Annotated in this window: 22 protein-coding genes; 16 read left to right on the forward strand and 6 right to left on the reverse strand. The window is 69.0% G+C overall.

All coding sequences use genetic code 11. The features are described 5' to 3' along the window. The gene (locus AU188_RS11315; RefSeq protein WP_059163862.1) at positions 1-4,320 is read left to right on the forward strand and encodes a non-ribosomal peptide synthetase; all 4,320 of its coding nucleotides are present in this window, start codon (positions 1-3) and stop codon (positions 4,318-4,320) included. Then, on the forward strand, positions 4,317-5,618 hold the full coding sequence (gene mbtG, locus AU188_RS11320; protein ID WP_059163760.1) for an NADPH-dependent L-lysine N(6)-monooxygenase MbtG: 1,302 nt from the start codon (positions 4,317-4,319) through the stop codon (positions 5,616-5,618). Before AU188_RS11315 ends, mbtG begins: the two co-directional genes overlap by 4 nt. Here mbtG and AU188_RS11325 read toward each other — a convergent pair. After that, positions 5,615-5,950, reverse strand: a complete 336-nt coding sequence (locus AU188_RS11325; protein WP_059163863.1) for a type II toxin-antitoxin system VapB family antitoxin — start codon at positions 5,948-5,950, stop codon at positions 5,615-5,617. The two genes, mbtG and AU188_RS11325, sit on opposite strands and share 4 nt — an antisense overlap. A gap of 173 nt (positions 5,951-6,123) precedes the next feature. On the opposite strand from AU188_RS11325, the gene hrcA reads away from it, so the two are divergent. The 8 genes from hrcA to era all read left to right on the forward strand — a co-directional run bounded on the left by hrcA (position 6,124) and on the right by era (position 13,345). Next, positions 6,124-7,155 (forward strand): heat-inducible transcriptional repressor HrcA, encoded by a 1,032-nt coding sequence (gene hrcA, locus AU188_RS11330; RefSeq protein WP_059163761.1) that lies wholly within the window; start codon positions 6,124-6,126, stop codon positions 7,153-7,155. Positions 7,156-7,194: 39 nt separating this feature from the next. Further along, positions 7,195-8,340, forward strand: coding sequence for a molecular chaperone DnaJ (dnaJ, locus tag AU188_RS11335; RefSeq protein ID WP_059163762.1), 1,146 nt, complete (start codon positions 7,195-7,197; stop codon positions 8,338-8,340). 13 nt (positions 8,341-8,353) lie between these two features. Then, on the forward strand, positions 8,354-9,094 hold the full coding sequence (locus tag AU188_RS11340) for a 16S rRNA (uracil(1498)-N(3))-methyltransferase (protein ID WP_059163763.1): 741 nt from the start codon (positions 8,354-8,356) through the stop codon (positions 9,092-9,094). Between the two features lie 86 nt (positions 9,095-9,180). Next, a complete protein-coding gene (locus AU188_RS11345) occupies positions 9,181-10,227 on the forward strand; it encodes a PhoH family protein (RefSeq protein WP_059163764.1) in 1,047 nt (348 codons plus the stop codon). A 9-nt stretch (positions 10,228-10,236) separates the two neighbouring features. Then, a complete protein-coding gene (gene ybeY, locus AU188_RS11350) occupies positions 10,237-10,773 on the forward strand; it encodes an rRNA maturation RNase YbeY (protein WP_059163765.1) in 537 nt (178 codons plus the stop codon). Then, positions 10,770-12,062, forward strand: coding sequence for a hemolysin family protein (locus AU188_RS11355; protein WP_059163766.1), 1,293 nt, complete (start codon positions 10,770-10,772; stop codon positions 12,060-12,062). Before ybeY ends, AU188_RS11355 begins: the two co-directional genes overlap by 4 nt. Beyond that, positions 12,055-12,375 carry a cytidine deaminase-like protein gene (locus tag AU188_RS11360; protein ID WP_059163767.1) on the forward strand — a complete coding sequence of 107 codons (321 nt, stop codon included), beginning with the start codon at positions 12,055-12,057 and terminating at the stop codon, positions 12,373-12,375. The genes AU188_RS11355 and AU188_RS11360 overlap by 8 nt, the downstream gene beginning before the upstream one ends. 67 nt (positions 12,376-12,442) lie before the next feature. Then, positions 12,443-13,345: a GTPase Era gene (gene era, locus AU188_RS11365; RefSeq protein WP_059163768.1), complete on the forward strand. Its 903-nt coding sequence runs from the start codon at positions 12,443-12,445 to the stop codon at positions 13,343-13,345. Here era and AU188_RS11370 read toward each other — a convergent pair. Continuing rightward, on the reverse strand, positions 13,342-13,857 hold the full coding sequence (locus AU188_RS11370; RefSeq protein ID WP_172799466.1) for a CAP domain-containing protein: 516 nt from the start codon (positions 13,855-13,857) through the stop codon (positions 13,342-13,344). The two genes, era and AU188_RS11370, sit on opposite strands and share 4 nt — an antisense overlap. A 56-nt stretch (positions 13,858-13,913) precedes the next feature. Further along, positions 13,914-15,431, reverse strand: a complete 1,518-nt coding sequence (locus AU188_RS11375) for an amidase (RefSeq protein WP_059163770.1) — start codon at positions 15,429-15,431, stop codon at positions 13,914-13,916. A 63-nt stretch (positions 15,432-15,494) separates the two neighbouring features. Between AU188_RS11375 and recO the strand changes: the two genes are divergently transcribed. Genes recO through AU188_RS11390 form a run of 3 tightly spaced genes read left to right on the forward strand, consistent with a single transcriptional unit; the run spans position 15,495 to position 17,630 of the window. Beyond that, positions 15,495-16,376 carry a DNA repair protein RecO gene (gene recO / locus AU188_RS11380; protein WP_059163771.1) on the forward strand — a complete coding sequence of 294 codons (882 nt, stop codon included), beginning with the start codon at positions 15,495-15,497 and terminating at the stop codon, positions 16,374-16,376. Continuing rightward, positions 16,309-17,205, forward strand: a complete 897-nt coding sequence (locus tag AU188_RS11385; protein ID WP_059163772.1) for a decaprenyl diphosphate synthase — start codon at positions 16,309-16,311, stop codon at positions 17,203-17,205. The genes recO and AU188_RS11385 overlap by 68 nt, the downstream gene beginning before the upstream one ends. Then, positions 17,205-17,630 carry a hypothetical protein gene (locus tag AU188_RS11390; protein WP_059163773.1) on the forward strand — a complete coding sequence of 142 codons (426 nt, stop codon included), beginning with the start codon at positions 17,205-17,207 and terminating at the stop codon, positions 17,628-17,630. Before AU188_RS11385 ends, AU188_RS11390 begins: the two co-directional genes overlap by 1 nt. Before the next feature lie 62 nt (positions 17,631-17,692). Here AU188_RS11390 and AU188_RS11395 read toward each other — a convergent pair whose 3' ends face one another. Continuing rightward, positions 17,693-18,106: a Fur family transcriptional regulator gene (locus AU188_RS11395; protein ID WP_172799467.1), complete on the reverse strand. Its 414-nt coding sequence runs from the start codon at positions 18,104-18,106 to the stop codon at positions 17,693-17,695. A gap of 2 nt (positions 18,107-18,108) precedes the next feature. After that, positions 18,109-18,474, reverse strand: coding sequence for an ArsR/SmtB family transcription factor (locus tag AU188_RS11400; protein WP_059163775.1), 366 nt, complete (start codon positions 18,472-18,474; stop codon positions 18,109-18,111). A gap of 128 nt (positions 18,475-18,602) precedes the next feature. Between AU188_RS11400 and AU188_RS11405 the strand changes: the two genes are divergently transcribed. Further along, the gene (locus tag AU188_RS11405; RefSeq protein ID WP_059163776.1) at positions 18,603-20,024 is read left to right on the forward strand and encodes a glycine--tRNA ligase; all 1,422 of its coding nucleotides are present in this window, start codon (positions 18,603-18,605) and stop codon (positions 20,022-20,024) included. A gap of 99 nt (positions 20,025-20,123) precedes the next feature. On the opposite strand, the gene AU188_RS11410 is transcribed toward AU188_RS11405, so the two are convergent. Beyond that, complete coding sequence (locus AU188_RS11410; RefSeq protein ID WP_059163777.1) at positions 20,124-22,130, reverse strand: TPM domain-containing protein; 2,007 nt, start codon at positions 22,128-22,130, stop codon at positions 20,124-20,126. Positions 22,131-22,189: 59 nt separating this feature from the next. Between AU188_RS11410 and AU188_RS11415 the strand changes: the two genes are divergently transcribed. Then, a complete protein-coding gene (locus tag AU188_RS11415; protein ID WP_059163864.1) occupies positions 22,190-23,446 on the forward strand; it encodes a deoxyguanosinetriphosphate triphosphohydrolase in 1,257 nt (418 codons plus the stop codon). A gap of 40 nt (positions 23,447-23,486) precedes the next feature. After that, positions 23,487-25,406 carry a DNA primase gene (gene dnaG, locus AU188_RS11420; RefSeq protein WP_059163778.1) on the forward strand — a complete coding sequence of 640 codons (1,920 nt, stop codon included), beginning with the start codon at positions 23,487-23,489 and terminating at the stop codon, positions 25,404-25,406. The last annotated feature ends 53 nt before the right edge of the window (positions 25,407-25,459 follow it).

Here is a 25,459-nt window from a genome sequence, read left to right on the forward strand (position 1 = left end):
ATGGCGCTCAGCCCGCTGCAACAGGGGTTGTTCTCGCTGGCGCAGTTGAGCACCGGTGAGGACGGTGGCGAGGACCCGTACGTCATCGCGATGGTCGCCGAAGTGACCGGCGACCTCGACACCGCCCTGCTGCGCGAGTGCGCCGCGGCGATGCTGGCCCGCCACCCCAACCTGCGCGCCAGTTTCCTGCGCGCCCAGAGCAAACCGGTTCAGGTGGTGCCCACCCGCGTCGACCTGCCGTGGCGGCACATCACCGCGGCGGCCGACGAGGTCGACGCGCTCGAGGCCGACGAACGGGGCCGGCCGTTCAACCTCGAACGCGGTCCCGCGATCCGGTTCGTGTTGATCGAAACACCCGGTCCGCGTTGGCGGTTCATCGTCGTCGCCCACCACATCATCATCGACGGCTGGTCGCTGCCGTTGTTCGTCGGCGAGCTGATCTCGTTGTACCGCTCGGGCGGCGACCCTGCCGCGTTGCCGCCGCCGCCGCGGCCATACCGCGACTACATCGGCTGGCTGGCACACCGGGATCAGGAGAGCAGCCGCAACCTGTGGCGCGAACACCTCGCCGACCTCGGCGGGCCGACACTCGTCACGCCGGCGCTGGCCTCCGGCGAGCCGCCCGCCGGAGAACCGCGCCGCACCGAGATCAACCTGGATCGCGCCGCGTCGCTCCGCCTGGCCGAAGCCGCGAGGTCGCGCGGCGTCACGGTCAACACCCTGATGCAAATGGCTTGGGCCGCAGTGGTGTCCGCGTTCACCGACCGCTCCGACGTGGTGTTCGGCGTAACGGTTTCGGGTCGTCCCGGCGAGCTCGCCGGCGTCGAGACCATGGTCGGGCTGTTCATCAACACCGTGCCGTTGCGGGTCCGACTTGACCCGGTGGCGCCCGTCGGCGCGCAATGCGTTGCCCTGCAACGGGAAGCGGCCAAGCTGCGTGACCACAGCTATCTGCCCCACAACGAACTGCGTTCGCTGGGCGGCATCGGCGAGATGTTCGACACCCTGCTGGTCTACGAGAACTTCCCACCCGGCGGTCTGGTCGGCGGCGGCGACTTCGTCGCCAACAGCGCCACGTTCCGTCCCGCGGCGCTGGAGAGCGTGTCGCACTTCCCGATCACGATCGCCGCGCACATGATCGACGACGAGCTCACCGTGCTGGTCGAGGTGATCGACGGTGCGCTCGGCCAGATGAGCCCGGAATCGCTCGGGCGCCGCGTGCTCACCACCGCTCAACGGCTGATCACCCACTGGGACAACCCGTTACGCGCCGTCAGTGTCCTGCTCGACGGTGAGGCCGAGGTTCCGGCGGCCGGGCTGGCGCCCGCCCCCGCGCATCTCGGCGTGCACACCGCGTTCACCGACACCGCGAGCAGCAGGCTCGGCTCGCCGGCGCTGAGTTGGGCGGGCGGCGAACTCACCTACCGGCAACTCGACGAGGCGGCCGACCGGCTGGCCTCTGCATTGGCCAAGCGCGGCGTACACACCGAAACACCCGTGGCGATCCGTCTTTCGCGTGGACCGCAGTACGTCATCGCGATGTTCGCGGTCCTGAAGGCCGGTGGCGTCATCGTGCCGCTGGACCCCGGTATGCCCGCGGAGCGGATCGCCGACATCCTCGGCCAGTGCGGCGCGACGGTCGTCGTGGACGACGAGCTGCTCGCCGCGGCGGCCGAAGCGGTCGAGGAGTTCCGAGCCGTACCCGCTGCGCCGGGCCAGGCCGCGTACATGGTGTTCACCTCCGGCACCACGGGCCGACCGAAAGGGGTCGTCGGCACCCATCAGGCCCTGCTGGCCTACGCCGACGACCACGCCCGAAACGTGCTGCGGCCGGCGGCCGCTCGGCTGCAGCACCCGCTGCGGGTCGCCCACGCCTGGTCGTTCACCTTCGACGCCGCATGGCAGCCGTTGGCCGCCCTGCTCGACGGGCATGCGGTACACATCGTCGACGACGCCGTGCAACGGGACGCCGAGGCGCTGGTCGAGACCATCGGCCGGTACGGGATCGACCTGATCGACACCACGCCGTCGATGTTCGCGCAACTGCGCGCGGTCGGACTGCTGACCACGGTGCCGCTCGGCGTGCTGGCGCTCGGCGGCGAGGCCGTCGGGATTCCGGCGTGGAACATGATCCGCGACGAGTGCGCGCGCACCGGGATGACGGCCTACAACTGTTACGGCCCAACCGAAACCACCGTGGAAGCCGTCGTGGCCGCGATCGCCGAGCACGAGGAGCCGACCATCGGGCGCCCGACGTCGCCGAGCCGGGCCTACGTGCTGGACTCGTGGCTGCGCCCGGTGCCCGACGGAGTGCCGGGCGAGTTGTATCTGGCGGGTCGTCAGCTGACGCGTGGTTACCTCGGCAGGCAGGGCGAGACCGCGGCCCGCTTCGTCGCCGATCCCTTCGCGCCCGGCGAGCGGATGTACCGCACCGGGGACGTCGTGCGCCGCCGACCGGACGCCGCGCTGGAGTTCCTCGGCCGCTCGGATGCCCAGGTGAAGATCCGCGGCTTCCGCGTCGAGCCGGCCGAGATCTCGGCGGTTCTGCACACCCATCCCGCGGTGCGCCACGCCCACGTGGCAGTGCGCGAACAACGGTGGGGCCCCCAGTTGGTCGCCTTCGTCGCTGCGGCGCCGGCGCCGGACGTGTCGGAGCTGCGCACGCTGGTCTCAAAGCGCCTGCCTCGCTACATGATTCCGCACTCCATCGTGGTGGTCGAGCAGATGCCGTTGACGGCGCACGGCAAGGTCGACGAAGCCGCCCTCGCCGAAATCGCCGTCGCCGACGGGCCGTCGGCCACCCCGGAGACCGAGACGGAGGCGGCGCTCGCGGCGGTGTTGGCCGAGGTGTTGAACGGCACCGACAGCGACGACATCGACGTCGCCGCCGACTTCCTTGCGCTCGGCCTGGACAGCATCGTGGCGCTGTCGGTGGTGCAGGCGGCGCGCAGGCGCGGCATCCCGTTACGCGCGCGGTTGATGCTCGAGTGCGCGACGCTGCGCGAGCTCGCCGCGGCCGTCGACAGCGAATCGGCGGTCGCCCGCCACGGCGACGATCTGCAGGGACCCGTGCCCGTGCTGCCCAACGCGCACTGGCTCTACGAGCACGGTGATCCGCGACGGCTGGCGCAGACCGAGGCCATCGCGTTGCCCGACGGCATCACCGGTGCACAGCTCGAGCGGTTGCTGCGCGCAGTCGTCGACGGCCATGAGGTGCTGCGCAGCCGGTTGGACCGGCAGACGATGACGTTCGTCGAGCACCCGGCGCAGGATCTGCTGACGGAGGTGCGGATCGGCGGCGGCGCCCAAACCCTGGCCGACGCCGTCGCCGAACACGCCCGGCGGTCGGTCGAACGCCTTGACCCGCAACAGGGCTCGATGTTCGTCGCGGTGTGGCTGCGGCCGCCCCGCGGCGGTGGTGTGCTGCTGCTGACCGCCCACGTGCTGGCGATGGACCCGGCGTCCTGGCGGATCGTGCTGTCCGAACTCGACGCGGCGTGGCATACCGTCGCGTCCGGTCGCGATCCGGCGCCGACACCTGAACACACCAGCTACCGCCGCTGGTCGCGACTGCTCAGCGAGCGGGCGTACGCGCTTGACACGGCCGACTTCTGGGCCGCCCAACTGGACGGCGAAGACCCCGCCCTCGGTGCGCGCAGGCTGCGGCCCCAGACCGACCGAGTCGGCGACGTCGTCGTCTCGATGGCGGTGACCGATACCGACCTGACGCTGCGTTTGCTCAACGGCTCCGAACCCACGCCGCACCTGCTGGCTGAAGCCGCCGCGCGCACCGTCACCCGCTGGCGGCTGCACCGGGGGCAGGAGACACCGCCGCCGCTGCTGGCCCTGGAAACCCACGGCCGCGCGGACGGCGTCATCGACGGCGCCGACACCTCCGACACCGTCGGGCTGCTCACCGCGATCTACCCGCTGCGGGTGCGCTCGGCGCGCGACGTCGCCCAGATACCCGGCGACGCCATCGATTACGGGCTGCTGCGCTATCTGCGGCCGGACACCGCCGAACGCCTCGCCGCCTACCGGCAGCCGCAGCTGCTGCTGAACTTCCTGGGCCGCGTGCACGTAGGCATCGACGGCGGCGAGCTTCGGCCGGACCGTGCGCTGCTCGCCGGGGTGTCGCCGCTTCCCGAGCCGCTGCTGGCCGTTCGGCACGAGTTGACCGTGCTGGCGGCGGTGCTCGGCGATACCGACGCACCGGTGCTGGGCACCCAGTGGCGCACGCTGCCCGACATCCTGACCGCCGATGACGTCACCACGCTGCAGGCGATGTGGCAGGAATCGCTACGAGAGGTCGTCTCATGAGCCGCACACTCGCGGTGGTCGGCGCGGGCGCCAAAGCCGTCGCCGTGGCCGCCAAGGCCGCCGAACTGCGCGACATGGGCCTCGACGTGCCCGACGTCGTCGCGGTTGAGAAGACCGGTGTCGCCGCCAATTGGCAGGCCGACGGCGGCTGGACCGACGGCCAGCACCGGCTGGGCACCAGCCCCGAGAAGGACGTCGGCTTCCCCTACCGCTCGGCGCTGGTGCCACGTCGCAACGCCGAACTCGACGAGCGCATGACCCGGCACAGCTGGCAGCAGTACCTGATCTCGACCGGCCAGTTCTCCGAGTGGATCGACCGCGGCAGGCCCGCACCCACCCACCGCCGGTGGAGCCAGTACCTGCGCTGGGTCGCGGCCAACATCGAGATGACCGTGATCAGCGGTGAGGTGCAAGCCATTTCGGTCGACACCGACTCCGGCGGGCCGCGGTGGGCACTGCGCACGCCGGACCGCACCGTGACGGCCGACGGCCTGATGATCACCGGACCCGGGCAGCCCGAGCGTTCGATCCTGCCCGGCAATCCGCGGGTGCTCTCGATCGCGCAGTTCTGGCATCGCGCCGCGCAGCACGAGGTGATCCGCGCCGAACGGGTCGCCGTCATCGGCGGTGGCGAGACCGCGGCGTCGATACTCAATGAGCTTTTCCGCCACCGGGTTTCGACGATCACGGTGATTTCACCCCAGGTGACTTTGTTCACCCGCGGCGAGGGATTCTTCGAGAACACGCTGTTCTCCGATCCCACCGGCTGGACCAGCCTCACGATGGGGGAGCGGCGTGACGCGTTGATGCGCACCGACCGCGGGGTGTTCTCCGCGCGGGTGCAGGAGGCCCTGCTCGCCGACGACCGGATTCGCCACCTGCGCGGCCGGGTCGCGCACGCGGTCGCCCGCGACAGCCGAATCCGGTTGACGCTGAGCACCACTGCGGGCGGGGAGTCGCTGGAGACCGTCCACGGTTTCGATCTGGTCATCGACGGCTCGGGCGCCGACGCCATGTGGTTCGTGCCGCTGCTCGGCCAGGACGCGTTGGATCTGCTGGAACTGGGCCTCGGCGCACCGCTGACTCCGGATGCGTTGCAGGAGTCCATCGGCGACGACCTCGCCGTCACCGGCGTGGCGCCGAAGCTGTTCCTGCCGGGCCTGTCCGGGCTAACGCAGGGGCCCGGTTTCCCGAACCTGTCGTGCCTCGGGTTGTTGTCCGACCGCATCCTGGGCGCCGACCTGGCCTCGACCACAGCCGGCGACGACAGCGCGCTGCCCGCTGCGCGGCGCGGCTAAGCCTGTTGCGCTTGGGCCCACGCGTCGGCTCGCGACGGCACATCCATGTCGAACACTCGCGCATGTAACACCGTGCGGTTGCGCAGCGCGGCGCGCACCGCCCGGTGCAACCCGTCCTCCAGATAGACGATGCCCTTCCATCGCACTGCGTGCGGGAAGAGGTCGCCGTAGAACGTCGAGTCCTCCGAAAGCAACCGGTCCAGCGCGAGCACCGTGGTGGTGGTGACCAGTTCGTCGAGGCGGATCTGCCGCGGCGGGATCTGTGCCCACTGGCGATGTGACAAGCCGTGGTCGGGATACGGCCTGCCCTCTCTGACTCCCTTGAAAATCATCCGGCGAACGTCCTTCGCGTCGTACACCCCCGGGCTGCGGCGTCACGCCGGCATCAGGTGTAAAGGCTAATGCAATGGGCCCGCGGGCGATACGAACAGTGCTGGGGCGCTGTCTGCGCTGTTGGTGCCCTTAAAATGGGTGCTGACGTGACTCGAGGGGTAGGTGATCAGACATGGGTAGCGCCGACGACCGCCGGTTCGAGGTGCTGCGCGCGATCGTCGCCGACTTCGTGGCCACCAAGGAGCCGATCGGATCGAAGACACTCGTCGAGCGGCACAACCTCGGTGTGTCGAGTGCGACCGTGCGCAACGACATGGCGGTGCTGGAAGCCGAGGGCTACATCACCCAGCCGCACACCAGCTCCGGCCGGGTTCCCACCGAGAAGGGCTATCGCGAGTTCGTCGACCGGATCGACGAGGTCAAGCCGCTGTCGTCGCCGGAACGACGCGCGATCCTGGCATTCCTTGAATCCGGTGTGGACCTCGACGACGTGCTACGCCGCGCGGTGCGCCTGCTCGCCCAGCTCACGCGTCAGGTCGCGATCGTTCAGTACCCGACGCTGTCGACGTCGATGGTCCGGCATCTGGAGGTGGTTGCGCTCACCCCGGCCAAGCTGCTGCTGGTGGTGATCACCGACACCGGCCGGGTGGACCAGCGGATCGTCGAACTCGGGGACGCCCTCGACGAGCATGACGTGGTCAAGCTGCGCGACCTGCTCGGGCAGGCGCTCGAGGGGAAGCCGCTGGCTGCCGCGTCGGTAGCGGTGTCGGATCTGGCGTCGCAGCTCAACGGGCGGGGCGGCCTCGCCGACGCGGTCGGGCGGTCGGCGACCGTGCTGGTCGAGACGCTCGTCGAGCACAGCGAGGAGCGCTTGCTGCTGGGCGGCACCGCCAACCTCACCCGCAACACCGCCGACTTCGGCGGCTCGCTGCGGTCGGTCCTCGAGGCGCTCGAGGAGCAGGTGGTGGTGCTGCGGTTGCTGGCGGCGCAGCAGGAGGCCGGCAAGGTGACCGTGCGCATCGGCCACGAAACCGAGGCCGAGGAGATGGCGGGCACCTCGGTGGTCACCACGGCATACGGTAGTTCGGGCAAGGTGTACGGCGGTATGGGGGTGTTGGGCCCCACCCGAATGGACTATCCGGGAACTATCGCTAATGTCGCTGCGGTTGCTCTCTATATCGGGGAAGTCTTAGGCAGCCGGTAGCGGCCGGCACGGTTAACCAGGAAGACAGGCAAGGTCAGCGTGGCACGCGACTATTACGGGCTGCTCGGAGTGAGCAAGGGTGCGTCGGATGCGGAGATCAAGCGCGCCTATCGCAAGCTGGCGCGCGAACTGCATCCCGACATCAACCCGGACGAAGAGGCACAGGCGCGGTTCAAGGAGATCAGCGTCGCCTATGAGGTGCTCAGCGATCCGGAGAAGCGCCGCATCGTCGACCTCGGCGGCGACCCGCTGGCAACGGCGGGCGCCGCGGGTGGCAACGGGTTCGCCGGGTTCGGCGGTCTCGGCGACGTGTTCGAGGCGTTCTTCGGCGGGGGCGCCACCTCGCGTGGTCCGGTCGGCCGGGTGCGCCCGGGTTCGGATTCGCTGCTGCGGATGCGGCTGGACCTCGAGGAGTGCGCGACCGGCGTGACCAAGCAGGTGACCGTCGACACCGCGGTGCTGTGCGACCTCTGCCACGGCAAGGGCACCCACGGTAAGTCCAGCCCGGTCACGTGCGACACCTGCGGCGGGCGCGGCGAGATCCAGACCGTGCAGCGTTCTCTGCTCGGCCAGGTCATGACGTCACGTCCGTGCCCGGTGTGCGGCGGCGTCGGCGAGGTCATCCCGGATCCGTGCCACCGCTGCGGCGGCGATGGTCGGGTGCGCGCCCGCCGGGAGATCAGCGTCAAGATCCCGGCCGGTGTCGGCGACGGGATGCGGGTGCGGTTGGCGGCCCAGGGCGAGGTCGGCCCCGGCGGCGGGCCCGCTGGCGACCTGTATGTCGAGGTGCACGAGCAGCCGCATCCGACCTTCCTGCGCGACGGCGACGACCTGCACTGCACGATCTCCGTGCCGATGGTCGACGCGGCGCTGGGGACCACGGTCACCGTCGACGCGATCCTCGACGGACCCACCGAGGTCAGCATCCCGTCGGGCACCCAGCCGGGTTCGGTGGTTTCGCTGCGTGGGCACGGCATGCCGCATCTGCGCTCGGGAGTGCGCGGTGATCTGCACGCGCACATCGACGTCGTGGTGCCGTCGCGGCTGGACAACGACGACGTCGAACTGCTGCGAAAACTCAAGGACAGGCGGGCCCGCGACGTCGCCGAGGTGCGCTCCACGCAGGCGGCCGCCACCGGTGGCGGCTTGTTCAGTCGGCTGCGTGAGACGTTCAGCGGCCGCTGACGTGTAAACGCCGTTGTCCGCCGCGCTGTTCTACGTCGACGCCTTGCCTGAAGTCGGTGAGCGCGCGGTCGTCGACGGTGACGAGGGTTTCCACGCCGCCAACGTTCGTCGCATCCGGTCCGGTGAGCGGGTGGACCTCAGCGACGGCGCCGGAGAGTTGGCGCATTGCGAGGTCGACGAGGTCGCCAAGGGCAGGCTGACGGCGCGGGTGCTCGATCGGCGCTTCGTGCCGCCCCCATCGCCGACCGTCACTGTCGTTCAGGCGCTGCCCAAGTCCGACCGCTCGGAGTTCGCCATCGAACTGGCCACCGAGGCGGGAGCGGACGGCTTCGTGGCGTGGCAGGCGGCGCGATGCGTGGCGCGATGGGAGACGGCTGCGAAGGTCGACAAGGGGCTGCGCCGGTGGCGCGCAGTAGCCCGGTCGGCTGCCCGGCAGTCGCGGCGGGCCCGCATCCCCGAGGTCAACGGTGTGGTGTCGACGGCGGAGGTGGTCGACGGGCTCGGCGGCGGTTCCGTCGCGCTGGTGTTGCACGAATCGGCGACGCAGCGGCTCACGGACGTGCCGCTGGCCTCGGCCGACTCGCTGATCCTGGTCGTCGGACCGGAAGGCGGCATCACCGACGACGAGCTCGCCGCGCTGTCCGATGCGGGTGCGACGGCGGTGCGGTTAGGGCCGAATGTGCTACGGACGTCGACGGCCGCTGCCGTCGCGCTGGGGGCGCTGGGCGTGCTGACGGACCGCTGGCGTCCTTAACCATTGGGACTGGTCAGTGCCCAGCGGTAAACTGTGAGCACAGCAACGGCCAAGCCCTTCACACAGAAAGTAGGCACTGAACCCTCTTGACGCCCCGCGAGACGACCGCTGACTCTGATCAGTCTTCTGAGTCGGTACGCAGCAGCATCAATGTTCCGCCCGACCTCATCGTGGGCCTACTGGGTTCCGCCGACGAGAATCTGCGCGCGCTCGAACGCGCCCTTTCCGCCGATATCCATGCACGCGGCAATGAGGTCACGCTCTCCGGTGAACCCGCCGACGTCGCGTTGGCCGAGCGGGTGATCTCCGAGTTGATCGCGATCGTCGCCAACGGCCAGTCGTTGACCCCGGAAGTCGTGCGGCACAGCGTCGCGATGCTCACCGGCACCGGCAACGAGTCGCCCGCCGAGGTGCTCACCCTCGACATCCTGTCGCGGCGCGGCAAGACGATCCGGCCGAAGACGTTGAACCAGAAGCGTTATGTCGACGCGATCGACGCGCACACCATCGTGTTCGGCATCGGGCCGGCCGGCACCGGTAAGACGTATCTGGCGATGGCCAAGGCGGTCAACGCATTACAGTCCAAGCAGGTCTCGCGGATCATCCTCACCCGTCCCGCCGTGGAAGCCGGTGAGCGCCTTGGCTTTCTGCCGGGCACGCTGAGCGAGAAGATCGACCCGTATCTGCGACCGCTTTACGACGCGCTGCACGACATGATGGACCCCGAGCTGATCCCAAAACTGATGAGCGCGGGCGTTATCGAGGTTGCGCCGTTGGCATACATGCGTGGCAGAACGATCTCAGATGCGTTCATCATCCTCGACGAGGCGCAGAATACCACCGCCGAGCAGATGAAGATGTTCTTGACCCGGCTCGGCTTCAACTCGAAAATCGTTGTGACGGGCGACATCACGCAGGTCGACCTGCCCGGCGGGGCCGCGTCGGGTCTGCGCGCCGCGATGCGCATCCTCGAGGGCATCGACGACATCCACTTCGCCGAACTCACCAGCGCCGACGTCGTGCGCCACCGGCTGGTGTCGGAGATCGTCGACGCCTACGCCAGACACGACGAGCCGGCCCAGTTGAACCGGGCGCAGCGACGCGCCTCCGGCGGCGGCCGGCCGCGACGGTAGCGGGCCACCATGAGCATCGAGGTGTCCAACGAGTCGGGCATCGACGTCTCCGAAGAGGAACTGATCAGCGTCGCCCGGTTCGTCATCCGCAAGATGAACGTCAACCCCGCCGCCGAGCTGTCGATGGTCCTGCTCGACGCCGCGGCGATGGCCGACCTGCACATGCGGTGGATGGACCTGCCAGGGCCCACCGACGTGATGAGCTTCCCGATGGACGAGTTGGAGCCCGGCGGGCGGCCCGACGCGCCCGAACCCGGCCCGGCCATGTTGGGTGACATCGCGCTGTGCCCGCAGTTCGCCGCCGAACAGGCCACCGCGGCCGGCCACTCGCTGGGCCAGGAACTGGCGCTGCTCACCGTGCACGGAGTGCTGCACCTGCTGGGCTACGACCACGCCGAGCCCGCTGAGGAAAAAGAGATGTTCACCCTGCAGCGCCAACTGCTCGAAGAGTGGGTGGCCGACCAGGTCGAGGCGTATCACCAGGACCGCCAGACCGAGAAGGAACGCCGGCTCCTCGACAACTCCCGATTCTTCGACGAACTGTGACCGGTGTCGGACAGCTGATCTTCGCGATCGTGCTCGTCGCCTTCGGCGGGCTCTTCGCGGCGATCGACGCGGCGCTGAGCACCGTGTCGATGGCGCGCGTCGAGGAACTCGTCCGCGACGAGCGACCGGGAGCGGTGCGGCTGGCCAAGGTGGTGGCCGAACGCCCGCGCTACATCAACCTGATCGTATTGCTGCGCATCGCCTGCGAAGTCGGCGCGACCGTGCTGCTCGCCGCCTACCTCGACGGGCATCTCGGCGTCACATGGGGACTGTTCGTGGCCGCCTCGATCATGGTCGTGGTCAGCTTCGTGGCTATCGGCGTGGGGCCGCGCACCTTGGGCAGGCAACACGCGTACACGATCGCGTTGCTGGCCGCGCTCCCGCTGCAAGTGCTTTCGGTGCTGCTGACACCGATCAGCCGGCTGCTGGTGTTGATCGGTAACGCGTTGACCCCGGGCCGCGGATTCCGTAACGGCCCGTTCGCCTCCGAGATCGAGCTCCGTGAAGTCGTGGATTTGGCGCAGCAGCGCGGTGTGGTGGCTGACGACGAGCGGCGGATGATCCAGTCGGTGTTCGAACTCGGCGACACCCCGGCGCGCGAGGTGATGGTGCCGCGTACCGAGATGGTGTGGATCGAGAGCGACAAGACAGCGGGGCAGGCGACCTCGCTCGCGGTGCGCAGCGGCCACTCCCGCATACCGGTCATCGGCGAGAACGTCGACGACGTGGTCGGCGTCGTGTATCTCAAAGACCTTGTCCAGCGGACGTATTACTCGACCGACGGCGGTCGCGGCACCAAGGTCTCCGACGTCATGCGCCGCGCGGCGTTCGTGCCGGACTCCAAGCCGCTGGACGAGCTGCTGCGCGAGATGCAACGCGATCGCGTCCACATGGTCCTGCTGGTTGACGAGTACGGTGCCATCGCCGGTCTGGTCACCATCGAGGACGTGCTCGAGGAGATCGTCGGCGAGATCGTCGACGAGTACGACGCCGGCGAAGTGGTGCCCGTAGAAGAGTTGGGCGACAACCGCTATCGCGTGTCGGCCCGACTGCCGATCGAGGACCTCGGTGAGCTCTACGACATCGAGTTCGACGACGATCTCGACGTGGACACCGTCGGCGGCCTCGTCGCACTGGAACTCGGCAGGGTGCCGCTGCCCGGCGCCGAGGTGACCTGGGATGGGTTGCGACTGCGGGCCGAGGGCGGACCGGACCACCGCGGGCGGGTGCGCATCGGCACTGTTCTGGTCAGCCGTACCGAAACTCCCGAAGGAGACGACGATGAGTGAGCTCGACGCCGAGGACGCCAAGCTGGTGACGCTGGCCCGCGGCGCGATGGGCCGCGCCGCGGCGAGCAGCGGCGCCGCCGTGCGCGACGTCGAAGGCCGCACCTACGCCGGTGCCCCGGTGGGGTTGAAGTCATTGCAACTCACCGCACTTCAGGCCGCCGTCGCTGCGGCGGTCGCCAGCGGCGCAACCGGTCTGGAGGCCGCGGTGCTCGTCGGCGGCTCTCGCGACGACGCGGGGGTGGCCGCGGTCCGTGAACTGTCGGCGGACGCCGACGTCATCGTCACCGACCGAGCCGGCACGGTGATCCCATGACCGTCGAAACTGCGCAGAGATCGCGTTTCCGGCGGATTTCGCGATCTCCCCGCAGTCTCGGCGCGAAATGAGCAGCGAATTCCGCTCCGGCTTCGTCTGTTTCGTCGGGCGGCCGAACACCGGCAAGTCCACGCTGACCAATGCGCTGGTCGGTGCGAAAGTGGCGATCACGTCCAACCGGCCGCAGACCACCCGGCACACCATCCGCGGCATCGTGCACCGCGAGAACTTCCAGATCATCCTCGTCGACACGCCGGGACTGCACCGGCCGCGCACCTTGCTGGGGCAGCGGCTCAACGATCTGGTCAAGGACACCTACTCCGAGGTCGACGTCATCGGGTGGTGCATCCCGGCCGACGAGAAGATCGGGCCGGGGGACCGGTGGATCCACGACCAGATCCGCGCCGTCGCGCCCAAGACCACGCTGGTCGCCGTCGTCACCAAGATCGACAAGGTGCCCAAGGACCGCATCGCCGCACAACTGGTCGCGGTCAGCGAGCTGGTCGGCCCCGACGTGGAGATCGTTCCGGTGTCGGCGACCGCCGCGGACAATCTCGACGTGCTCGTCGATGTGCTGGCCGCCAAGCTGCCACCGGGGCCGGCGTTCTACCCCGACGGGGAGCTCACCGACGAGCCCGAGGAAACCCTGATGGCCGAGCTGATCCGCGAGGCCGCGCTCGAGGGTGTACGTGACGAGCTGCCGCACTCGCTGGCCGTCGTCATTGAGGAGGTCACGCCGCGGGAGGACCGCGACGACCTGATCGACGTGCACGCCATCCTCTACGTCGAACGCGACAGCCAAAAAGGCATCGTGATCGGCAAGGGCGGCGCCAGGCTGCGCGAGGTCGGCACCGCGGCCCGCACACAGATCGAGAAGCTGCTGGGCACCAAGGTGTTCCTCGACCTGCGGGTCAAGGTCGCCAAGAACTGGCAGCGCGACCCGAAACAGCTGGGCCGCTTGGGCTTTTAGCTCTGGGCGCCCGAGCCCGGCTCGCCGAACGGCCGGCCCGGCCCGTGCGCCGGCGGCGCCACATCGCCCTTGCCGTACACCGCGACCACCACGCTGCGGTCGAGTGAGTTCGCCGACCACACGCCGATGTCGACGTTGGAGCAGTCGCTCATGATCGCGTGGTAGTCCGGCCGGTGGTACCACTGGTTGATCAACTCGATGCCGCTGATCGCCAACGCTGGGTTGATCGCCACCGTTTCGGCGACGCCGCCCGCGTAGCCCGCCTTACGCGCACGGTCGGCGACGGTCGACCCGTCCGAGCCGGTGTCGCCGTTCAGCGCCCGGTTGTTGAGCACGTCGTTGGTGTGCCACTCGGCGGCCAGGCGCAGCTTCGGGTTGATCTTGATGTCGGTGTCGCAGCCGGCCTGACGTTGCATCGTGTAGACGTTGGCCACCACGCCGTCGTTGAGCCGTTTGTTGTCAGCGGCGGCTCCCGGAGCGCCCGCGACGGCGCCACCCACCAGGCCGCCCATCAGGGCCAGCACCGGAACCGCACGGGCGTAGCGCAGTGCTCTCATTCCGGGAGACTTTACGCGACCTCGTCGGAGACGTGCTCGTGTTCTGGCCGGTCGGGGCCCGTTATGGGCACGTCGGATGCCGCCGGCTCGGGATCGGGCGCCGGTTCGGGAAGCCACCAGGGCTCCGGCTGCTTCATCGCCCAGCCGTTGATCGCCTCCAACTCCGCTGCCAGCGAGATCAGCAGCGGCTCGCTGTTCGCCGGCCCCATCAGCTGCACGCCGATCGGCAGGCCGTCGCTGGTGAACCCGGCGGGCACATTGATCGACGGCCAGCCCAGCAGGTTCCACGGCCAGGTGACCGGGCACGCCTTGATCATCGTGCGGTCGGTCGACAGCCCGCCGAGGCGGTCGAACTCGTGCACCTTGGGCGGCGGTTGCGCGGTGGTCGGCGCCAACACCACGTCGGTGATGTTGAAGAGGTAGCCGATCCGGCGGTGCGCGCGGGCTTCGCGAGCGCGGGCCTTGCGCAGCACGTGCTCCGAGAGCAACCGGCCCATGCGCAAGTTGGCCTTGGTCCGCTTGTCGAGCCTGACGTCGTGGCCGAGCCGGTCGGCCCAGTCCAGCAGTCCCGACGTCGACCTGGACAGGAAGTTCCATGACATGCCGAGCGTGTACTCGGGGTCCGCCGCGACGACGGTGTGCCCGAGTTGCTGCAGTTGTTCGGCGACGACGTCCATCGCCGCGCGGATCTCCGGATGCAGCGTGGCCCGGAACACCGTGAACGGAAACTTCGTCGACATCGCGATGCGCAGCGGGCCGGGCGCCTGCGCGACGCACTCCGAAACGTTCACCGGCGGTGGCTGATGGCGATCGCCCGCGACGTTTCCGGACGCGGCGTCGAGCACCAGTGCGGCGTCGGTGACCGTGCGGGCCAGCACGCCGTTGACCGTGATGCCGTTGAACGCCTCGGGCAGCGGCCATGTCGAGATGCGGCCGCGCTGCGGTTTGATGCCGACGAGATGCGTCCACGCCGCGGGGATGCGCACGCTGCCCGCGCCGTCGGAGCCGATCGCGGCGGTCACCAGTCCGGCCGCGACCGCCGCGGCGCTACCGCCCGAGGACCCACCGGGTGTGTGCTCGCGCGACCACGGGTTGCGCGTGTGTCCGAACGCCGGCCCGCTGGTGAACGGCCACTGACCCAGTTCGCAGGTGTTGGTCTTTCCGATGATGATCGCGCCCGCCGCCCGCAGCCGCCGCACCACCTCGGCGTCCTGGGTGGCGGGCCGGACGGTACCGTCGGCGCCGAATCGGGTCGGCACCCCGGCGACGTCGACGTCGTCCTTGACCGCGATCGGGATTCCCAAGAGCGGATGTTTCGAAAGGTCATGGCCCGCGGCACGTTTGCGGTCCGCGCGGACGGCGTCGGCCAGTGCCCGATCGGTGAACACCACGCGGAACGCGTTGAGCGTCGGCTGGCTGGCCGTGATGGCGTCGAGCGAGCGCTGGACCAGTTCCACCGACGTGACCGAGCCGCTCGCGAGCTGGAAGAGCTGTTGAGTCAGGGTGGGAAATCGCGCGTTGTTGACCATCACCTCAGAGGATATCGGCGGTGCGAATCGGAATCTGACGGATGGTGGTGGGAGACTGAACCGATGCGGCTGTATCGGGACCGGGCGGTGGTGGTGCGCCAGCACAAGCTCGGCGAGGCCGACCGGATCGTGACACTTCTGACCCGCGAGCACGGGTTGGTGCGGGCGGTGGCCAAGGGGGTGCGGCGTACCCGCAGCAAGTTCGGCGCCAGGCTGGAGCCGTTCGCGCACATCGACGTTCAGCTGCATCCCGGCCGGAATCTCGACATCGTCACCCAGGTGCAGGCCATCGACGCGTTCGCCTCCGACATCGTCAGTGATTACGGCCGCTACACCTGCGCATGCGCGGTGCTGGAGACCGCCGAACGCCTGGCCGGTGAGGAACGCGCCCCGATGCCCGCGCTGCACCGGCTGACGGTGGCCGCGTTGCGGGCGGTGGCCGACGGTGGCCGACCCCGTGAGCTCGTGCTGGACGCCTACTTGTTGCGGGCCATGGGGATCGCGGGGTGGGCGCCGGCGCTGACCGAATGCGCGCGATGCGCTGCGCCGGGTCCGCACCGGGCCTTCCACGTGGCGGCTGGGGGCAGCGTGTGCGTGCACTGCCGGCCATCGGGGTCGGTGACGCCGCCGCAGGGAGTGCTGGACTTGATGGCCGCGCTGCACGACGGGGACTGGGAGCACGCCCAGACGTCGACGTCGTCGCACCGGAGCCAGGCCAGCGGGCTGGTCGCCGCGCATCTGCAGTGGCATCTGGAGCGCCAACTGCGGACGTTGCCGCTGGTCGAACGGGTGTACCGAGTGGACAGGACCCTGGTCGATCACCGCACCGCGGTGGTGGTCGACCAGCATGTGTCGCTGGTCGGGCAGGATGTGCCCCATGGCAAGCGAACGGGCTGGGCGGAGGAAGGCCCCGGCGATCTACCCACAGCTGCCCCCGGCGCCTGACGACTACCCGACGTTCCCCGACAAGTCGACGTGGCCCGTCGTCTTCCCCGAGATCCCGGCAGGCACCAACGGCCGGTTCGCCCGCCCGCCCCAGCACACCTCCAAGGAGGCCGCGCCCCGGATCCCGGCCGACCAGGTGCCCCGCCACGTCGCCGTCGTCATGGACGGCAACGGTCGCTGGGCCACCCAGCGTGGCCTGCACCGCACCGAGGGGCACAAGATGGGTGAGGCTGTGCTCATCGACATCACCTGCGGCGCAATCGAAATCGGTATCAAGCACCTGACGGTGTACGCGTTCTCCACCGAGAACTGGAACCGCAGCACCGAGGAGGTGCGCTTCCTGATGGGCTTCAACCGGGAAGTGGTGCGTCGGCGCAGGGAGAACCTCAACGACATGGGCGTGCGGATGCGTTGGGTCGGTTCGCGACCGCGGATGTGGCGCAGCGTGATCAAGGAGTTCGACATCGCCGAGCAGATGACCGTCGGCAACGACGTCATCACGATCAACTACTGCGTCAACTACGGCGGCCGCACCGAGATCGTCGAGGCGACCCGCGAGCTCGCGCAGCTGGCGGTCGACGGCAAGATCAAGCCGAATCGCATCAGCGAGGCCACCTTCGCCAAGCACCTGCACCGCTCCGACATCCCCGACGTCGACCTGTTCATCCGGACCTCGGGGGAGCAGCGCGCCAGCAACTTCCTGCTGTGGCAGGCGGCATACGCCGAGTTCGTGTTCCAGGACAAGCTGTGGCCGGACTACGACCGCCGCGATCTGTGGGCCGCCTGCGAGGAGTACGTCAACCGCAACCGACGCTTCGGCAGGGCGTGATGGCGCTACAAGATCGGCTCGGTGAGATCCTCGAGGGGGTGCTGCCCGTCACGCGCGAGGCCGACGGCGCGGTGACCGTCCACCACGACGAGACGTTCGCTTCGCTGCGCACGGTGCCGGTCGCCGAAGGACTCGAGCTGGTGTCGCTCACCCAGATCCTGGCCTGGGACCTGCCGTTGGACGCCAAGCTGCGGGCCAAGGTCGCCGAGCATGCCCACAACACGCTGCTGGGCACGGTGTCGCTGGCGGCCAAGAGCGCGCCCAAGGAGGTCGCCGCGGGGGCCAAGCGCAACTCCAAGAAGGCCGCGGATGTGCTGCTGCGCTACAACTTTCCGGCCGCCGGGTTGACCGACGACGCGCTGCGCACGCTGATCCTCATGGTGCTGGCCACCGGTTCCGAGGTGCGTCGCGCGCTAGTCGGCTGAACCGTTTACGCCGAAACTGAACTTGTGTGCGTTGTCCCGCCGGCGGAACCTCGTGCAGAAGTTCAGTTTCGAGCCCGCGGAGTCTCAGGGCTTCCGGCCGCGCAGGCGCCGCAGACGCCGAAGATCTCGATCGTGTGGCTGACATCGGAGAAGCCGTGTTCGTGGGCGATGTCGGCGGCCCAGGTTTCGACGTCACCGCCCTGAATTTCCACAGTCGACCCGCATACGCGGCACACCAGGTGGTGATGGTGGTCCTCCGAACAGCGCCGGTACACCGACTCGCCGGTGTCGGTGCGCAAAGTGTCGACGACGCCCGCGGCCGCCATCTGCTGCAGGGTGCGGTAGACCGTCGTCAGCCCGATGCCTTCACCGCGGCGCCGCAACTCGTCGTGCAATTCCTGGGCGGAGCGGAACTCGTCGAGGTTGTCCAGCAGCGCCGCGATGGCCGCCCGCTGACGGGTGGCGCGCACTCCCATGCTCACTGGCCGGCCTCGGCCGCGTGCGTCACCGCCGCGACGACGATCTCGGCGAGGTGGTGATCGACGAGGCGGTACATCACTTCGCGTCCGGACCGCTCGCCGGCCACCACACCAGCGGCCTTGAGGATCCGCAGGTGCTGGCTGACCAGCGGTTGGGGTACGGCCAGCGCGTCGACGAGTTCATGCACGCAGCGCGCCGACTCCCGCAGCTGCAGCACGATCGCGATGCGCACCGGCGCGGCCAGTGCGCGCAGCAGGTCGCCGGAAGTGTCGAGCACATCGCGCGACGGCAGCTCGGGAAAGGGTGCGCCGCTGTGGTCATGGGCGGCCTCGTGTCCGTCAGCCCAAGTGGAAACGGTTTTCATTATGACCGCCACAATACATGCGCTTCGACGCATGTCAACGCCGCAACCCGAGCCGCCCCGAGCGCGAGCGGCCGTGTCTGTCCCGAAGTCTGCGGCGTGTCGTGTGCAAATGCGGTCGCTCGCGGGGGATGCGGCGGTCGCTACGCTGTGCAGTCGTGGCTTCATCTTCTTCGATCATCGACACCGTCGCGAACCTGGCCAAGCGGCGCGGCCTGGTCTACCAATCGGGGGAGATCTATGGCGGCACCAGATCGGCATGGGATTACGGTCCGCTCGGGGTGGAGCTGAAGGAGAACATCAAACGCCAGTGGTGGCGCTCGGTGGTCACCAGCCGCGACGACGTCGTCGGCCTCGACTCGGCGATCATCCTGCCGCGCGAGGTGTGGGTGGCCTCCGGGCACGTCGACGTGTTCAACGATCCGCTGGTCGAGTGCCTCAACTGCCACAAGCGCCACCGGCAGGACCACATGCAGGAGGCGTACGCCGAGAAGAAGGGGATCGATGATCCCGACTCCGTGCCGATGAGCGACATCACCTGCCCGGACTGCGGGACCAGGGGCCAGTGGACCGAGCCGCGCGACTTCAACATGATGCTCAAGACCTACCTCGGGCCGATCGAGACCGAGGAGGGGTTGCACTATCTGCGGCCGGAGACCGCGCAGGGCATCTTCGTCAACTTCGCCAATGTCGTTACCACGCAACGCAAGAAGCCACCGTTCGGCATCGCCCAGACGGGTAAGAGCTTCCGCAACGAGATCACCCCGGGCAACTTCATCTTCCGGACTCGCGAGTTCGAGCAGATGGAGATGGAGTTCTTCGTCGAGCCGTCGACCGCCCGCGAGTGGCATCAGTACTGGATCGACGAGCGGCTGCAGTGGTACGTCGAACTCGGCATCGACCGCGACAACCTCCGGCTCTACGAGCACCCCAAGGAGAAGCTGTCGCACTACTCCGACCGCACCGTCGACATCGAGTACAAGTTCGGCTTCGTCGGCAATCCGTGGGGCGAGCTGGAGGGCGTCGCCAACCGCACCGACTTCGACTTGTCCACGCACACAAAGCATTCCGGTGTCGACCTGTCGTACTACGACCAGGCCAACGACACCCGCTATGTGCCGTACGTGATCGAGCCGGCAGCCGGGTTGACGCGGTCGTTCATGGCGTTTCTCGTCGACGCCTACGCCGAGGACGAGGCGCCCAACGCGAAAGGCGGCGTCGACAAGCGCACCGTGCTACGGCTGGATCCGCGGCTCGCACCGGTCAAGGCCGCGGTGCTGCCGCTGTCGCGTAACGAGGCGCTGTCGCCGAAGGCGCGCGACCTCGCTGCCGAACTGCGCAAGAACTGGAACGTCGAGTTCGACGATGCCGGGGCGATCGGCCGCCGCTACCGCCGCCAGGACGAGATCGGCACCCCGTTCTGCGTGACGGTCGATTTCGACTCGCTCGAGGACCAGGCCGTGACGATCCGCGAGCGCGACGCGATGACGCAGGACCGCGTCGCCCTCGACAACGTCAGCGACTACCTCGCCGTTCGCCTCAAGGGCTGCTGAATCTCCCGCGACATATCCCGCGAGCAGGCGCAAATTGCCCTTGAATTGCGGGGCTTTTCGCGGCATTTTGCGTCTGCTCGCGCGGCTCGCGCATCGCGGTTAGAACCGGCCGCCGCCGCCGAACATGCCGCCGCCGCCGCCGGAGCCGCCGAACGACCCGGGACTGAACCCGCCGCCCACGCCGCCGCCGCCGAAGCCGCCGCGCATTCCTCCGCTGAGGATGTTGCCGATCAAGATCCCGCCGATGATCGCGCCCATGTTTCCCCCACCGCCCCCGCCGCCGAATGGACCACCCATATACGAGTGTCGTGCGTTCTGCATATCGGCGTTGGCGAGGGTTTGCGCCTGTGCCGCCAGCATCGCCGCACCGTTGGCGTGCGCGATGGCCCCGGCCGGATCCGTCGACCGCTTCTCCTCGGCCGCGCCGATCTGCCGGACGGCCTCGGCCAGCCGGGTGCGGGCCTCCGGACCGACGATGCCGCGGCGGGTGTCGATGAAATCCGACACCGAGCGAACCCGCGACCGCGCAGTGAACAGCGCCTCGTCCAGCGCCCGGTTGAGTCGCTCGGCCGCTTCCCGTTCCTGTTCGACGGCGGCCAGCAGCCGGTCCAGATCCGCGTCGGCCTTCGTCAGCTCGGTGAAGGAGCCCAGCGGATCAGCCGAATTCGAGCGCTGCGCGGCCGCCACCGCGACCGCCGCCGCGTCGCGGGCCTCGGCCAGTTGAGCGGCTTGCGGCACGTTGCGCTGCTGCAGCAGGGCGCCGGCCTGCTTGATGCCTTTTTGAATGTCTTCGATCGCGGCCGGCAGCGAGGCGGCCGCCCGGCGGATGTCACTGGCAGCGCTGTCCACCGCGTCCAGCAACCCGCGCGCCTGAGCCAAGGCGGCCTCGGCCGCACGGACGCATTCGACGAGTTCAGTCTGGCGCCCCGCCACCGGCCGCTCGGCAAGATCGCGGCCGCGGGCGATGTTCTGGTCGGCGAAGGTCAGCAATTCCTTGGCCGCGTCCACGTTGCCGGCCACCGAACTCAGCGCCGTCGCGTCGAACTCGCCGTGCAGTTGCTCGAGCTTCTCCTGCGACGGGCCCAGCCGGGCGGTGATGTCGACCACCTGCTGGGTCAACGCGTCCAGGCGCGACGGCGCGTTGATCACCAGATTCCGCAAATCTGCGAACGCGTCCCGCTGCGCGTCGAGCTCACGATCGGCCTTGGCGGCGGCGACCACCACGCGAGTCAACAGGTCACGACGCTGCGCCGCGGTCTCCGGAATGGCGTCATCGAGGATCTGCCGGACGTTGAACGCCTGGCCGAGGGTCGTCTTGGCGTTGTTGACCGCACGCGTGAACGGCTCCGTGCGCTCGGCGCCGAATTCCTCTACGGCGAGCTGTAATTCGTGGTCACTGGTGCGCACGGCGTTGTCCACTTCGACCACCATCGCGCGCGACAGGTCATCGAGGGCGTCCAGCGACACCGCCGCCAGCGCATGGGGATCGGTCGGATCCACTCGGCGTGCCGCCGCGAACTCGGCCTCCCGACGCTTGCGCCGCCGACGTCGTCGCCAGAACATCAACAGCACCACCGCAAGCGCGATCACTCCCAGCGCCACCAGCAACCCGAACCAGCTGATCTTCGAACCCGAACCGGTGGACTGAGTCAGACCCTCGGCCGCCGCCACGGCCGCACCGGCCCAATCGCCCTGACGCAGTGCGGGTTCGATGTCGTTGCGCCGCACGCTTTCCACTCGGCTGGAGCTCAGTTCGGTGGCGCTGTTCGGCACCAGGAAGGCATACGCACGATCGACTGTCGCGACGGCGAGCAGTGCGTCGAAATCACCCAGGTCGCTGACCCGCATCGTGTTACGCGCCCACGTCTGCGCCGACTGGCCGGAGAACGACTCGACGTAGACGACCCACAACCGGGTCTTGCGGCTCGCGTATAACTCGTCGATCGCCGAGGTCAGCTGTGCACGGCTGGCCGGGTTCAGCACACCCGCGTTGTCGGTGACGTAACCCGGAAGCCGGAACGGAGTCTCAGCCGAGGCCGCCGGCGCGACAAGCGCACCGGCGGCGATCGTGGCGAGCACGAGGGTCAGCAAGCGGACGAGGCGCATGCCCGTCAATCTAATGCGCGGCACGGTCCGGCCGGTTGGTGCTGGCAGACTATTCGTCGGTGACAGCGAACGAAGATCCCTACGACGAGTTCGACCGCGAGCGACGGGCGGTCGAGCCACCGAAGGGTGCCGCGCTGCCGGGCGCCGACAATCATCACCGCACCGATTTCGCGCGGGACCGGGCCCGGGTGCTGCACTGCGCGGCGCTGCGCCGGCTGGCCGACAAGACGCAGGTGGTCGGGCCGCGCCAAGGCGAGACACCGCGCACGCGGCTGACCCACTCGCTGGAAGTCGCCCAGATCGGCCGCGGAATGGCGATCGGGTTGGGCTGCGACCCCGACCTCGTCGACCTCGCCGGGTTGGCGCACGACATCGGGCATCCGCCCTACGGGCACAACGGCGAGCGCGCGCTGAACGAGATCGCCGCGAACTGCGGCGGCTTCGAGGGCAACGCGCAGAACTTCCGCATCCTGACCCGACTAGAGCCGAAAGTCGTTGCCGCCGACGGTGAAAGCGCGGGCCTGAACCTCACCCGCGCCGCTCTGGACGCCGTCACCAAGTACCCGTGGCGGCGCGGCGCACGGCCGGCCAAGTTCGGTTTCTACGAGGACGACGTGCCCGCCGCCGAGTGGGTGCGCAGCGGGGCGCCCGCCGACAAGCCGTGCTTGGAGGCCCAGGTGATGGACTGGGCCGACGACGTCGCGTACTCCGTGCACGACGTCGAGGACGGCGTGGTGTCCGGTCGCATCGACATGCGGGTGCTGGCCGACAATGACGCGGCCGCCGAGCTGGGCCGGCTGGGGGAGGCGAGCGGGATGGGCGCCGGGCTGCGGTCCGACGATCTGGTGGCCGCGGCGGCGCGGCTGTCTGCCCTGCCGGTCGTGGCCGCCGTCGGCAAATACGACGGAACCTTGTCCGCCTCCGTCGCGCTCAAACGGTTGACCAGCGAATTGGTCGGCAGGTTCGCCTCCGCGGCCATCGCGGCCACCCGCGAGAAATCCGGATCGGGTCCGGTGGTCCGTTACCAGGCCGACCTGCGCGTCCCGGAACTGGTCCGAGCCGAGGTCGCGGTGCTCAAGATCCTCGCGCTGCAGTTCATCATGTCCGACCCTCGGCATCTGGAGCTGCAGGCACAGCAGCGCGAGCGCGTTCACCGGGTGGTGGCCTGGCTGGCCGCGGGCGCACCGGCGACCCTCGACCCGATCTTCGTTCCGGCGTTCAACGCCGCAGGCGACGACGGCGCCCGACTGCGCGTGGTCATCGACCAGGTTGCCTCTTTCACAGAGGGTCGGTTGGAGCGGTTGGAACCGGCGTAAGCGTGATCGCACCCGACGCCGGGCGCTCTAGACTGGCCCGGTGGCCGGCCGCATTCCTGATCGCGACATCGCGGCCATCCGTGACCAGGTTCGCATCGAGGACGTCGTCGGCGACTACGTGCAGCTGCGGCGGGCCGGCGCGGACTCGATGAAGGGTCTGTGCCCGTTTCACGACGAGAAGTCGCCGTCGTTTCATGTGCGGCCGAACCACGGCCACTTTCACTGTTTCGGTTGCGGTGAGGGTGGCGACGTCTACGCGTTCGTCCAGAAGATCGAACACGTTAGCTTCGTCGAATCGGTCGAACTGCTGGCCGACCGCGTCGGCTACACGATCACCTACAGCGGCGCGTCGACCACCAACGTGCAGCGCGACCGCGGCAGCCGCAGCCGGTTGCTGGCGGCCAACGCGGCCGCGCAGGAGTTCTACGCGACGGCGCTGGAGTCCGACGAGGCCGCGCCTGCCCGCCAGTACCTGATCGAACGCAACTTCGACGCCCCGGCGGCCAAGCGGTTCGGCTGCGGCTTCGCCCCTTCGGGCTGGGACACGTTGACAAAGCACCTGCTGCGCAAGGGATTCGAGTTCAAGGAGCTCGAGGCGGCCGGGCTGTCCCGCGAAGGCAAGCGCGGACCGATGGACCGCTTCCACCGCCGGCTACTGTGGCCGATCAGGGCCAGCGGCGGCGAGGTGATCGGTTTCGGCGCGCGGCGCATCTTCGACGACGACCCGATGGAGGCCAAGTACGTCAACACACCCGAGACCGTGCTGTACAAGAAGTCCTCGGTGTTGTTCGGACTGGACCTGGCCAAGCGCGACATCGCCAAGGGGCATCAGGCCGTGGTGGTCGAGGGCTACACCGACGTGATGGCCATGCACCTGTCCGGGGTGACGACGGCGGTCGCGTCGTGCGGAACCGCGTTCGGCGACGAGCATCTGTCGATGCTGCGGCGACTGATGATGGACGACAACTTCTTTCGCGGTGAACTGATCTACGTCTTCGACGGGGACGCCGCGGGGCGCGCCGCGGCGATCAAGGCGTTCGAAGGTGAGCAGAACCTGGCCGGGCAGTCGTTCGTGGCGGTGGCTGACGATGGCATGGACCCGTGCGATCTGCGGCTCAAGTCGGGCGAGGGTGCGCTACGCGACCTGGTGGCGCGACGAACTCCGTTGTTCGAGTTCGCGATTCGCACCGCACTGGCCGAGCACGACCTCGACAGCGCGGAGGGCCGGGTGTCGGCGCTACGCCGGTGCGTACCGATGGTGGCGCGCATCAAGGAGCCGATGTTGCGCGACGAGTACGCCCGGCGGCTGGCGGGCTGGGTCGGCTGGGCCGACGACACGCAGGTGTTGACGCGGGTTCGCGAGGAGGCCCAGAAACGCGGCCTGCCCGACCGCGGCGGTCGGCGGCGCGACGCGACCGAACAGGCGCAGCCGCGCAGACCCCGCCCCCCGGACGCGGGGTCGCGGCCCGATCCCGCCGATCCGACGCTGTGGCCGCAGCGCGAAGCGCTCAAATCCGCGCTGCAGTATCCGGCGCTGGCGGGCCCGGTGTTCGATTCGCTGACCGTCGAGAGCTTCACGCATCCGGGTTACGCCGCCGTGCGGTCGGCCATCGAGGCCGCCGGCGGGACGTCGGCAGGGCGGTCCGGCGCGGAATGGATCGAGACGGTCCGCTCCAAGGTCGCGACGCCCGCGGCGGCGAACCTCGTCAACGAACTCGGGGTGGAGGCCATCAACGTCGACGACGACGAGCGGTTGCCTCGCTACATCGGCGGGGTGCTGGCCCGGCTACAAGAAGTGTGGGTGGGCCGCCAGATCGCCGAGGTGAAGTCCAAGCTGCAGCGCATGTCGCCGGTCGAGCAGGGCGACGAGTATCACGCGCTGTTCGGCGACCTGGTCGCGATGGAGGCGTATCGCCGCAGCCTGCTGGAACAGGCGAGCGGCGACGACATCTCTGCGTAGCCCTCGGTAACGCGATATGGTGGGCGCGCTATAAACCGTCGGGAACGGTCAGG

Source organism: Mycobacterium sp. IS-3022 (genome assembly GCF_001500065.1).
Taxonomy (GTDB): domain Bacteria; phylum Actinomycetota; class Actinomycetes; order Mycobacteriales; family Mycobacteriaceae; genus Mycobacterium.

Bases quoted from the DNA above. Each gene is read 5' to 3' on its own strand.
- AU188_RS11385 (WP_059163772.1), top strand. From the start codon at position 16,309: ATGGCAAGCGAACGGGCTGGGCGGAGGAAGGCCCCGGCGATCTACCCA.
- era (WP_059163768.1), top strand. From the start codon at position 12,443: ATGAGCAGCGAATTCCGCTCCGGCTTCGTCTGTTTCGTCGGGCGGCCG.
- AU188_RS11395 (WP_172799467.1), bottom strand. From the start codon at position 18,106: ATGGGAGTGCGCGCCACCCGTCAGCGGGCGGCCATCGCGGCGCTGCTG.
- AU188_RS11325 (WP_059163863.1), bottom strand. From the start codon at position 5,950: ATGATTTTCAAGGGAGTCAGAGAGGGCAGGCCGTATCCCGACCACGGC.
- AU188_RS11315 (WP_059163862.1), top strand. From the start codon at position 1: ATGGCGCTCAGCCCGCTGCAACAGGGGTTGTTCTCGCTGGCGCAGTTG.
- recO (WP_059163771.1), top strand. From the start codon at position 15,495: ATGCGGCTGTATCGGGACCGGGCGGTGGTGGTGCGCCAGCACAAGCTC.
- AU188_RS11390 (WP_059163773.1), top strand. From the start codon at position 17,205: ATGGCGCTACAAGATCGGCTCGGTGAGATCCTCGAGGGGGTGCTGCCC.
- AU188_RS11370 (WP_172799466.1), bottom strand. From the start codon at position 13,857: ATGGGCGGCCTGGTGGGTGGCGCCGTCGCGGGCGCTCCGGGAGCCGCC.
- ybeY (WP_059163765.1), top strand. From the start codon at position 10,237: ATGAGCATCGAGGTGTCCAACGAGTCGGGCATCGACGTCTCCGAAGAG.
- AU188_RS11405 (WP_059163776.1), top strand. From the start codon at position 18,603: ATGCGGCGGTCGCTACGCTGTGCAGTCGTGGCTTCATCTTCTTCGATC.
- mbtG (WP_059163760.1), top strand. From the start codon at position 4,317: ATGAGCCGCACACTCGCGGTGGTCGGCGCGGGCGCCAAAGCCGTCGCC.
- hrcA (WP_059163761.1), top strand. From the start codon at position 6,124: ATGGGTAGCGCCGACGACCGCCGGTTCGAGGTGCTGCGCGCGATCGTC.
- AU188_RS11375 (WP_059163770.1), bottom strand. From the start codon at position 15,431: ATGGTCAACAACGCGCGATTTCCCACCCTGACTCAACAGCTCTTCCAG.
- AU188_RS11360 (WP_059163767.1), top strand. From the start codon at position 12,055: ATGAGTGAGCTCGACGCCGAGGACGCCAAGCTGGTGACGCTGGCCCGC.
- AU188_RS11400 (WP_059163775.1), bottom strand. From the start codon at position 18,474: ATGAAAACCGTTTCCACTTGGGCTGACGGACACGAGGCCGCCCATGAC.
- AU188_RS11410 (WP_059163777.1), bottom strand. From the start codon at position 22,130: ATGCGCCTCGTCCGCTTGCTGACCCTCGTGCTCGCCACGATCGCCGCC.